At 62.7% G+C, this 6,225-nt stretch carries 8 protein-coding genes; 7 read left to right on the top strand and 1 reads right to left on the bottom strand.

The features are described from left to right. From ACH2DG_RS20860 to ACH2DG_RS20830, 7 genes are all read left to right on the top strand, one after another. Positions 1-902: aldehyde dehydrogenase family protein (locus tag ACH2DG_RS20860; RefSeq protein ID WP_395028510.1), on the top strand; the 902-nt coding region annotated here is incomplete at its 5' end. Positions 903-1,000: 98 nt separating this feature from the next. After that, a complete protein-coding gene (locus ACH2DG_RS20855; RefSeq protein ID WP_395028509.1) occupies positions 1,001-1,483 on the top strand; it encodes a lysozyme inhibitor LprI family protein in 483 nt (160 codons plus the stop codon). Positions 1,484-1,570: 87 nt separating this feature from the next. Then, a complete protein-coding gene (locus tag ACH2DG_RS20850; RefSeq protein ID WP_395028507.1) occupies positions 1,571-2,737 on the top strand; it encodes an acyl-CoA dehydrogenase family protein in 1,167 nt (388 codons plus the stop codon). Between the two features lie 103 nt (positions 2,738-2,840). Further along, the gene (locus ACH2DG_RS20845) at positions 2,841-3,305 is read left to right on the top strand and encodes a TfoX/Sxy family protein (protein WP_395028506.1); all 465 of its coding nucleotides are present in this window, start codon (positions 2,841-2,843) and stop codon (positions 3,303-3,305) included. Positions 3,306-3,356: 51 nt separating this feature from the next. Then, positions 3,357-3,776 carry a DUF488 domain-containing protein gene (locus tag ACH2DG_RS20840; protein WP_395028505.1) on the top strand — a complete coding sequence of 140 codons (420 nt, stop codon included), beginning with the start codon at positions 3,357-3,359 and terminating at the stop codon, positions 3,774-3,776. Positions 3,777-3,880: 104 nt separating this feature from the next. Beyond that, complete coding sequence (mmsB, locus tag ACH2DG_RS20835; protein ID WP_395028512.1) at positions 3,881-4,810, top strand: 3-hydroxyisobutyrate dehydrogenase; 930 nt, start codon at positions 3,881-3,883, stop codon at positions 4,808-4,810. A 248-nt stretch (positions 4,811-5,058) separates the two neighbouring features. Further along, the gene (locus tag ACH2DG_RS20830; protein ID WP_395028503.1) at positions 5,059-5,373 is read left to right on the top strand and encodes a GNAT family N-acetyltransferase; all 315 of its coding nucleotides are present in this window, start codon (positions 5,059-5,061) and stop codon (positions 5,371-5,373) included. A gap of 108 nt (positions 5,374-5,481) precedes the next feature. Here the strand turns inward: ACH2DG_RS20830 and ACH2DG_RS20825 are convergent. Beyond that, the coding region (locus ACH2DG_RS20825) for a tripartite tricarboxylate transporter substrate binding protein (protein ID WP_395028501.1) at positions 5,482-6,225 on the bottom strand (744 nt) is incomplete at its 5' end.

Here is a 6,225-nt window from a genome sequence, read left to right as displayed (position 1 = left end):
TGCTCAACGTCATCCACGGCGGCGAGGACGTGGTCAACGCCATCTGCGACCACCCGGACATCAAGGCCATCAGCTTTGTCGGCTCCACCAAGGTCGGCACCCACGTCTACAACCGAGCCAGCCTGGCCGGCAAGCGCGTGCAGTGCATGATGGGTGCCAAGAACCACGCCATCGTCATGCCTGACGCGAACAAGGAGCAGACCCTCAACGCCGTGCTGGGCGCCGCTTTCGGTGCCGCAGGCCAGCGCTGCATGGCGCTGTCGGTGGCCGTGCTGGTGGGTGATGCACAGAAGTGGATTCCCGAGCTGGTGGAAAAATCCAAGACCCTCAAGGTGAGCGGCGGCACCGAGCCCGGCACCGACGTCGGCCCGCTGGTGAGCTGCGCCGCCCTCTCGCGCGTGGAAGGCCTGATCGAGCGCGGCCTGGCCGATGGCGCCAAACTGGAGCTCGACGGCCGCAAGCCCCAGGTGGCAGGCTACGAAAAAGGCAATTTTGTCGGCCCCACGGTGTTCTCGGGCGTCAAGCCCGGCATGAGCATCTACGAGCAGGAAATCTTCGGCCCCGTGCTGTGTCTGGTCGCTGCCGAGGACATCGATCAGGCCATCGAGTTCATCAACGCCAACCCCAATGGCAACGGCACAGCCATCTTCACGCAATCGGGCGCCGCAGCGCGCAAGTTCGAGGAAGACATTGACGTTGGTCAGGTTGGCATCAATGTGCCGATTCCCGTGCCCGTACCGCTCTTCTCGTTCACCGGCAGCCGCGCCTCCAAGCTGGGCGATCTGGGCCCCTACGGCAAGCAAGTCGTCATGTTCTACACCCAGACCAAGACGGTGACGGCCCGCTGGTTTGACGACAGCACCACCAGCCAGGGCGTCAACACCACGATCAGCCTGAAATAACCTGCCGGGACGAGGCGAACCAGAAAACACGCAGATGGCAAGGCCCCGGCCAGCCTTCTGCGCAATTCCAGTGCGTTTTTGCTGCGATGATGCACGGCATGGCTTTCATCCCCCCATTCCGCTCTGAAGGGCGCGGTACGGCAAGTGCCGCGCCTCGTTCAGATAAAAACCATTGGTTTGCGCCCGCCTGTCAAGCGCTATCAGCTATTGTTTTTGCAGCAAGCACCGGGCTCGCGCAGGCCCAGGCAGGCGCTGCCTGCGTGCCCGGCGGCACGGTGGAGCAGACCAATGCCTGCGCCGTGCAGGCCTTTCAGCAAGCCGATACCGACAACAACATCCTGTATGGCGATGTGATGCGCATCCTCTCTGCCCACGAGCGCCCTGCCCTGCGCCGCGACCAGAACGACTGGACCCGCCAGCGCGCCGCCACCTGCAAAAAGCAGGAAGCCGCGCACGAGGCCAAGCCCGACTGGAGCCGCCGCTACCATGAATGCCTGGTGGCCGAAACCAGCAAGCGCAAGAAGGAGCTGATGGTCTGGCTGCACGAAGGCCCGCCAGCGGGCGCAGTACAAAAACCATAGCAGTCACCGCTTTCCCACCAAGCGTCAGAGGCCCAAATGCCATAACACCCGAATACGGTGAACCGATAAGAACAAGGAGACACGACCATGGATTTCGAGCTATCAGAAGACCAGCGCGCCTTTGCCGACACCGCGCGCCAGTTCGCGCAGACCGAGCTGGCTCCGCACGCTGCCGAATGGGACCGCGACGCCGTCTTTCCCCGCGATGCCATCCGCCGCGCAGGCGAGCTGGGCTTTTGCGGCCTGTACGCGCCCGAAAGTGCGGGCGGCCTTGCCCTGCCACGGCTCGATGCCACCCTGGTGTTTGAGGAACTGGCCGCCGTCGATCCATCGACCACCGCCTTCATCACCATCCACAACATGGCCACCTGGATGCTAGGCACCTGGGCGACTGACGCCGTGCGCACCGAATGGGGCGAGGCGCTCACCAGCGGCCAAAAGCTCGCCAGCTACTGCCTGACCGAGCCCGGCGCGGGCTCGGACGCCGCCTCGCTCAAGACCCGGGCCGAGCTGGTGGGCAACGAATACATCATCAACGGCAGCAAGGCCTTCATCAGCGGCGCGGGTGCAACCGATGTGCTGGTGCTGATGGCGCGCTCGGGAGATGCCCAATCGGGCGCCTCGGGCATCAGCGCCTTTGCGGTGCCCGCCCAGGCCCAAGGCGTGAGTTACGGCAAGAAAGAAGAAAAAATGGGCTGGAACAGCCAGCCCACCCGCGTCATCAACTTCGACAACGTGCGCATTCCGGCCCACAACCTGCTGGGCCGCGAGGGCGAAGGCTTCAAGATCGCGATGAAGGGGCTGGACGGCGGCCGCATCAACATCGCCACCTGCTCGGTGGGCGCTGCCCAGGGCGCGCTCACCCAGGCCCAAAGCTACATGCAGGAGCGCAAACAGTTCGGCAAGCCGATTGCCAGCTTTCAGGCGCTGCAGTTCAAGCTGGCCGACATGGCCACCGAACTGGTCGCCGCGCGCCAGATGGTGCGCCTGGCTGCCAGCAAGCTCGATGCCGGCGCGCGCGACGCCTCCACCTACTGCGCCATGGCCAAGCGTTTTGCCACGGATGTGGGCTTCAATGTCTGCAACGACGCCCTGCAACTGCACGGCGGCTACGGCTACCTGAACGACTTTCCGCTGGAGCGCCTGGTGCGCGACGCACGCGTACACCAGATCCTGGAAGGCACCAACGAAATCATGCGGGTCATCATTGCGCGGCGTATGCTCGATGGGGACGCGCCCGAGGCAATCCGCTGACCATGATGCGTATCAAGAAAATCGGTGAATTCGTTGGGCAACATACGCCATACCAGCTGAATCTGAATGACGCTCGCTGGCCATACGCCAAGGATTGATGCCCATGCCCGCCCGCCCCATCTCCCCCGAAACCCTGCAGCTCATTGACACCGTGCGCGATGCGCTTGCCGGCTGCGCCGATGTGGAAGAGAAAACCATGTTTGGCTGCCATGTGTTCATGGTGGGCGGCAAGATGTGCCTGGGCGTGGAAAACGACGAGCTGCTGGTACGCCTGCCGCCGCAGATCCATGCCCAGGTGGCAGAAACGGCAGGCGTGCGACCGCTGTCGCCACGCGGGGGCATGCAAGGCTACTTTCTGGTGGGGCCAAGCGCTTACGCCACACGCGAAGCCTGGCAGCACTGGATTGACGGCGCCCTTGCCTTCAACCCGCTGGCCAGGGCCACGCCCAAGAAAAAGCCCAAGGCAGCCGCAGAAAGCGCTGATCCTGACCCGAAGGACCCGAAAAAACAAAAGCGCACCGCGGCCCCCGCACGCAAGCGCCACAGTGTGTTTGACAGCGACCTGTGAGCCAACCCGCGCAGCCTTTCACCAACCAGCCATCACCCAACGGAGCCCTGCATGCCCATCCGTATCGTTCAGCTAGGCAGCCCCCGCGCACAGAGCGAGGGCCTGCGCATTGGCACCGTGCGCCGCCCGCCGCGTGGCGTGCCCAAGGCAGAGTTTGCCAGCCGCAACTACTACGACGTCTGGTACCCCGAACTCTCGCCCGAGCCTGAAACCATGCAGGTGGCGCTGGAATCGCACCGCCTGGCTGACCATGGCGACACCGCACAGGCCGACAAGCTCTGGAAGAGCTTCGATAAAACATTCAGAAAGCAGCTGGCCGAGGCACCTGCCGCCCGCACGCTCGATCTGCTGGCCGCGCTGTCGCACCAAACCAATTTCGCCATTGGCTGCTACTGCGACAACGAAGCGCGCTGCCACCGCAGCATCCTGCGCAGCCTGCTGCAGGACCGGGGTGCGGCGGTTGCTCCGTAAACCCGGTAATTCATAAATAAATTGGCCTGCAGCGCTTGATTGGAGAGCGCCATTAGCTATCAAATGAATAGTTACATAACCCGCTGACAACACCATCAACACAGATATTCAAGGAGACAGACATGGCAAATATCGGATTCATCGGCCTGGGCAACATGGGCGCGCCCATGGCCATCAACCTGGCCAAGGCAGGCCACAGCGTCAAGGCATTCGACCTGAGCCAGGAGGCGGTTGCCAAGGTGGTGGCAGGCGGCGGTGCAGCGGCCTCCAGCGCGCAAGACGCCGCGCAAGGCGCGGAGATCATCGTCACCATGCTGCCCGCCAGCCAGCATGTGGAAGGGCTCTTTCTGGGAAGCACCGCGAACGGTGCCAGCCAGCCCGGCCTGTTGCAACACATCGCCAAAGGCGCACTCATCATCGACAGCTCCACCATCGCTGCCGCCACCAGCCAGAAAGTGGCCAAGGCGGCCGAGGCCAGCGGCATTGGCTTCATTGATGCGCCGGTCTCTGGCGGCACCGGCGGCGCCATTGCCGGCACCCTCACCTTCATGGTGGGCGGCAGCGCGGCCCACCTGGAGCGCGCCCGCCCCCTGCTCGAGAAAATGGGCAAGAACATCTTCCACGCCGGAGACGTGGGCGCGGGCCAGACCGCCAAGATCTGCAACAACATGCTGCTGGGCATACTGATGATCGGCACCAGCGAAGCCATCGCCCTGGGCGTGGCCAACGGGCTCGATCCCAAGGTGCTCTCCGAAATCATGCGCCGCAGCTCTGGCGGCAATTGGGCGCTGGAGGTCTACAACCCCTGCCCCGGCGTGCAGGAAGCCAGTGCCGCCACCCGTGGCTATACCGGCGGCTTTGGCACCGACCTGATGCTCAAGGACCTGGGTCTGGCCCAGGAAAGCGCCATGACGGTCAAGGCCAGCACTCCGCTGGGCGGCATGGCCCGCCAGCTGTACGCGGCCCACAGCATCGCCGGGCACGGCGGAGAAGACTTCTCCAGCGTCATCAAGATGCTGCAGAGGCAAGGCTGACGAAGCCGCTTCTTCCTTCAGCCCTTTACTGCCTTCAGGCTGTAAATAGGCCACAACGCAGGCTGCAGGTCCCGGCCCCGCCCAGGGCCTGCAGCCCGAAGACCGAGTGCACCCGTGCTCCGCGCATCTACAGCATTGCACCTCCCCGCCCCTGTGCCCTTTTTGCCTTTATTGGCTATGCTGTAGGCAACGGCCCTTTTTGCATAGCATTGCGGCCTTCGCAGTTGACTGATTCATTGAACTTTTGATTGAATTCCTCACCGGGCAAGCTCACCATGCAATACACCATCCACCACCACGAAGCCGACGCCAAAGGCGCATTCTTTGTCGACAGAGCCGGCCAGCGCATCGCCGAGATGACCTACAGCCGCACCAATGCAACCATGGTCATCATCGACCACACCGAAGTGGACGAATCGCTGCGTGGCGAAGGCGTAGGCCGCCAGCTGCTCGATGCACTGGTGGCTTGGGCGCGCGAAACCGGCACCAAGGTGCTGCCGCTGTGCCCCTTTGCCAAGGCACAGTTTGGCAAGGACGCATCGATACGCGACGTGCTGGTGTGATCGGCTTGCGGAGTTCAAGGTCTGAATAGCATCCAGCGCTTATCTATTGCGCGTTGAATGCTATTGTTTTTAATGCGCTCCGCATCGTGGAATCAATATTCCAGGTCTTTATTCCAGCCCGATGCTCTGCACAATCGCGCCCTCTTCGGCGAAGGCCTTCTTCGCAAAGGCGCTGTAATCCTGGGCATTGCGGTACTCCAGCCTCACACCATAGTTTGCGGCTGCCTGCTGAAAGGCGGGGTCATCCATCGCAGATTTCACGGCGGCTTCGAGCTTGCGCACAATCTCCGGCGGCAAACCCTTGGGCCCGGCAATGCCCAATGGCGATGGCGTCACCACGTCATACCCCTGCTCACGGAAGGTCGGCACATTGGCAAAGGCTGGCGGGCGCGTTTCTGACGCAATGGCCAGCGCGCGCAGCTTGCCTGACTGCATATGCGGCAGCACCGTATTGCCAAACACCCCCGTCTTGGTGTGGCCTGCAATCAAGGCATTCACCGCCTCGGCATCGCCTTTGTACGGCACGTGGGTGAACTGCACACCCGCCTTCTTCTCCAGCAAGGCCATCAACACATGGTTGGCCGAAAACTTGCCGGGCGTGCCGTAATCCACCGAGCCGGGTTGCTTTTTGGACTGATCGACAATGTCTTTCACCGACTTGAACGGCGAATCCTGCGCCACGGCCAGCAGAAAGTCGTACGACATATAGGCCGCCACATAAGTCAGATCGGCAATCGGATCGTAGGCCACCTTCTGGATATGCGGCTGGCGAAAAATACCCACCGGGCTCAAGGTCAGCCGGTAGCCATCGGGCTTGGCATTCTTCATGTCCATCACCCCCATCGACGCCCC

Origin of the sequence: Comamonas odontotermitis (assembly GCF_040396735.1) — a bacterium.
GTDB classification, from domain to species: Bacteria; Pseudomonadota; Gammaproteobacteria; order Burkholderiales; family Burkholderiaceae_C; genus Comamonas; species Comamonas odontotermitis_C.
The sequence above is the reverse complement of the archived record's forward strand: the minus strand, read 5'-3'. Positions and strand labels throughout refer to the sequence as shown.